Source organism: Mycobacterium sp. (genome assembly GCF_049280035.1).
GTDB lineage: Bacteria > Actinomycetota > Actinomycetes > Mycobacteriales > Mycobacteriaceae > Mycobacterium.
In genome coordinates, this window is the sequence record NZ_JBAPPI010000521.1 from 1 (window position 1) to 3,351 (window position 3,351).

Here is a 3,351-nt window from a genome sequence, read left to right on the forward strand (position 1 = left end):
CCCAGCGTGCCCCCGTCGTTGTGCTCGACGATGTAAATCACGCTGCGGCGAAATGTCGGCTCGAGCAGATCGGTGTTAGCCAGCAGCAAAGTACCCGCTCGCACACGATGCGCGGCGGGGGCAATAAAGTCCTCCGGGTCTTCGGGCTGCGCCACGGCTCCATCATCGCATCCGCGCGGGGCCGCTGTGGTGAACAAGCAGGGCCCTCCACGATATTTGTACTGTTGTTAACAGGGGCCTGATGCCCGGGCTGTGTCGTTTCGGGTAGCCGGGCCCCATGGGGAAGTAGGTTCAGTGACCCGCACGCGCGCACCCGTCGCCGTCTGGCGCTCGGTGCGCGGCTTGCCCGACTTCTACCGGCTGCTAGAACTGCGTACCGCAAGCCAGTTCGGCGACGGGCTTTTCCAGGCAGGCCTGGCCGGAGCGCTGCTGTTCAACCCCGAGCGGGCCGCGCGGCCGATGGCGATCGCCGGTGCCTTCGCGGTGCTGTTCTTGCCGTACTCATTGCTCGGTCCGTTCGCCGGCGCGTTGATGGACCGCTGGGACCGTCGGCTGGTGCTGGTCGGTGCCAACCTGGGCCGGCTGGTGTCGGTGGCTCTGGTCGGAGTCTGCCTGGCCGTCGGTGCCGGCAACGTGCTGGTGCTGTGCGGTGCGCTGGTTGTCAACGGCCTGGGCCGTTTCGTGTCCTCCGGCTTGTCCGCCGCCCTGCCCCATGTGGTCCCCCGCGAGCAGGTCGTCACGATGAACTCGCTCGCGTCGGCGACCGGTGCGATCGCCGCGTTCGTCGGCGCCAACTTCATGCTGGTGCCCCGCACCTTCTTCGGTTCCGGCGACCACGGGGCCGCGTCGATCATCTTACTGGTCACCATCCCGCAGCTGATCGCTCTGCTGCTGTCGCTGCGATTCGGTGCCCACGTGCTCGGTCCCGACGACACCCGGCGGGCGATCCACGGATCGGTCCTCTATGCGGTGATCACCGGCTGGATGCACGGCATCCGCACGGTGCTGAACCGTCCCACCGTCGCCGCCACCCTGTCCGGGTTGGCATCGCATCGGATGGTGTTCGGCGTCAACACCCTGGTGGTGCTGCTGCTGGTGCGCAGCGGCGGTGCCGCAGCTGTCGGCGCGCTGGGCGGTGCGATGTTGTTCCTGGCCGCCACCGGGACCGGGTCCTTTCTGGCCAACGTGGTGACCCCGCCCGCGGTGCGCCGCTGGGGCCGCTACGCCACTGCCAACGGAGCATTGGCGATCGCCGCGACGATCCAGATCGCCGGGGCTGGTCTGCAGCTGGCGGTCATGGTGGCGTGTGGGTTCTTCCTCGGCGCGGCGGGCCAGGTACTCAAGCTGTGCGCCGACACGGCCATTCAGATCGATGTGGACGACGCGCTGCGCGGACACGTGTTCGCCGTGCAGGATTCGCTGTTTTGGGTGGCGTTCATCGGCGCAATCACCGTCGCGGCGACCGTCATTCCGCATAACGGCCACTCCCCCGTACTGATACTGGCCGGGACCGGGCTCTACCTGTGCGGGCTGGCCGCCCACAGCATCGTCGGCCGCGGCCAGCTGGCTTAAAGTACACAGATGGCCGGTCTGCAACAGTTCGTTGACGATCTGCGCGCCGAAAGTGATGAGCTCGATACGCTGGTCGCGCCGCTGACCGCGGATCGCTGGGCGGAATCGACGCCCGCCGCGGGTTGGACCATTGCGCATCAGATCGGGCATCTGTTGTGGACCGACCGCGTTGCGCTGACCGCGGTCACCGACGAGCCGGCCTTCGCCGGGCTGCTGGAAATCGCTGCGGCCGACCCGATCGGCTTCGTTGACGCGGGGGCCGACGAGCTCGCCGCATCGGTGCCTGCCGAGTTGCTCGCCGACTGGCAGGCCACCCGCGCGGGGTTGCACGACGCGCTGCTGATGGTTCCCGACGGCCGCAAGCTGCCGTGGTTCGGACCGCCGATGAGTGCTTCGTCGATGGCGACGGCGAGACTGATGGAGACCTGGGCACACGGACTCGACGTCGCCGACACCCTGGGCGTCACCCGGGCGCCGACTGCCCGGCTGCGTTCCATTGCCCACATCGGGGTGCGCACCCGCGACTACGCCTTCGCCGTCAACGGGTTGCCCCCGCCCCCCGAGCCGTTTCTAGTCGACCTGCGCGCCCCCGACGGCAGCACCTGGTCGTGGGGATCGCCGGACGCCGCACAGCGAGTCACCGGCGACGCCGAGGACTTTTGTTTTCTGGTCACCCAGCGGCGGGCGCTGCGCGATCTTGACGTGACGGCCGAGGGGGACGACGCGCAGCGCTGGCTGCAGATCGCCCAGGCCTTCGCCGGCCCGCCGGGTCCCGGGCGATGAGCGCGCGCAGCGCGCGAAGAGAGACGGGACCCATCAGCAGAAGTCCCGGGCGATGAGCGCGCGCAGCGCGCGAAGGCTCGCCGCTCGACATGACTGAAGCCGTGCCGATGCTGCCGCGGGAGCTGACCGAAGGGCTCACCGACGAGGTCCGCAACGTCCCGGCGCCGCCCCACGCCGGTGTTGCCCGAGCCGTACGCGCTTCGTCTCGCCGACCCGGACGCCGACGCGGAAATGATCTCGGAGTCGATGCAGCTGCCCCACCTGGTCGAGGCATGGGAGTCGGCTTGGCCGGCGTCACGTTGGCGGCAGTACTTGCGCGCCCAGCTCAATGGCAACTATTCCCGTCCGCGGTTGGCAGTTTGCACGGCGAAGATGGCGGCTATTTCGAGGTGTACCGCGCGGCAAAGGATTCCATCGCAACCCGGTATCAAGCGGACCTATACGACATCGGGCTACACGCGGCCATCGCCGAGTTGACTCTCGTGAATAAGGGTCTCGGTAGATTGCTGCTGCCGCATGTTGTCACCAGTGTCTTCGAGGCCGAACCACGTTGTCGCAGAATCATGTTCGCCCCTGATCACCGCAATACCACGGCGCGCCGAGGGTGCGAATTCGCTGGCTGCACGTTCCTCGGTGAGCACGACATGAGCAATCGTCGAATGGCGCTGTACGCGCTGCCCCGATCACCCACCGACGTTCCTGCTGCTCGGTAACGAGTTCCCAAGCACTTCATCGGTACCGCACTCGCCTTTTTCAAAGCCGCCTACGTTTTGGGCTGCAGCGCGCTGGCGGCATCGGCGCTGCCGTCGCCGTCGGTGTCGGTCAGCTTGACGTCCCACCGTCCGTCACCATCGGTATCGACGTAGCCCGTCACGCCGTTCTCCTCGGCGCAGATTACGCGGTCGGCCAGCCCATTTCCGTCGCTGTCAAGCAGCCGGTCGTCGGCCTGGCCGTCGCCGTCGAAGTCCACCAGCGGCCCGCCGCTGTGCTCGACGC

2 protein-coding genes and 3 pseudogenes are annotated in these 3,351 nt (G+C 67.8%); 3 read left to right on the forward strand and 2 right to left on the reverse strand.

What is annotated here, in order from left to right; genetic code table 11:
- A pseudogene (locus tag WAN71_RS16805) lies at positions 1 to 155 on the reverse strand (hypothetical protein); the annotation flags it as partial.
- A gap of 139 nt (positions 156 to 294) precedes the next feature.
- Between WAN71_RS16805 and WAN71_RS16810 the strand changes: the two are divergent.
- The 3 genes and pseudogenes from WAN71_RS16810 to WAN71_RS16820 all read left to right on the forward strand — a co-directional run bounded on the left by WAN71_RS16810 (position 295) and on the right by WAN71_RS16820 (position 3,068).
- A complete protein-coding gene (locus WAN71_RS16810) occupies positions 295 to 1,572 on the forward strand; it encodes an MFS transporter (RefSeq protein ID WP_422226421.1) in 1,278 nt (425 codons plus the stop codon).
- A 9-nt stretch (positions 1,573 to 1,581) separates the two neighbouring features.
- Positions 1,582 to 2,355 (forward strand): TIGR03084 family metal-binding protein, encoded by a 774-nt coding sequence (locus tag WAN71_RS16815; protein ID WP_422226422.1) that lies wholly within the window; start codon positions 1,582 to 1,584, stop codon positions 2,353 to 2,355.
- Between the two features lie 89 nt (positions 2,356 to 2,444).
- Positions 2,445 to 3,068, forward strand: a pseudogene (locus tag WAN71_RS16820) (GNAT family N-acetyltransferase).
- A gap of 50 nt (positions 3,069 to 3,118) precedes the next feature.
- Here WAN71_RS16820 and WAN71_RS16825 read toward each other — a convergent pair.
- A pseudogene (locus tag WAN71_RS16825) lies at positions 3,119 to 3,351 on the reverse strand (pullulanase); the annotation flags it as partial.

Bases quoted from the DNA above. Each gene is read 5' to 3' on its own strand.
- WAN71_RS16815 (WP_422226422.1), top strand. From the start codon at position 1,582: ATGGCCGGTCTGCAACAGTTCGTTGACGATCTGCGCGCCGAAAGTGAT.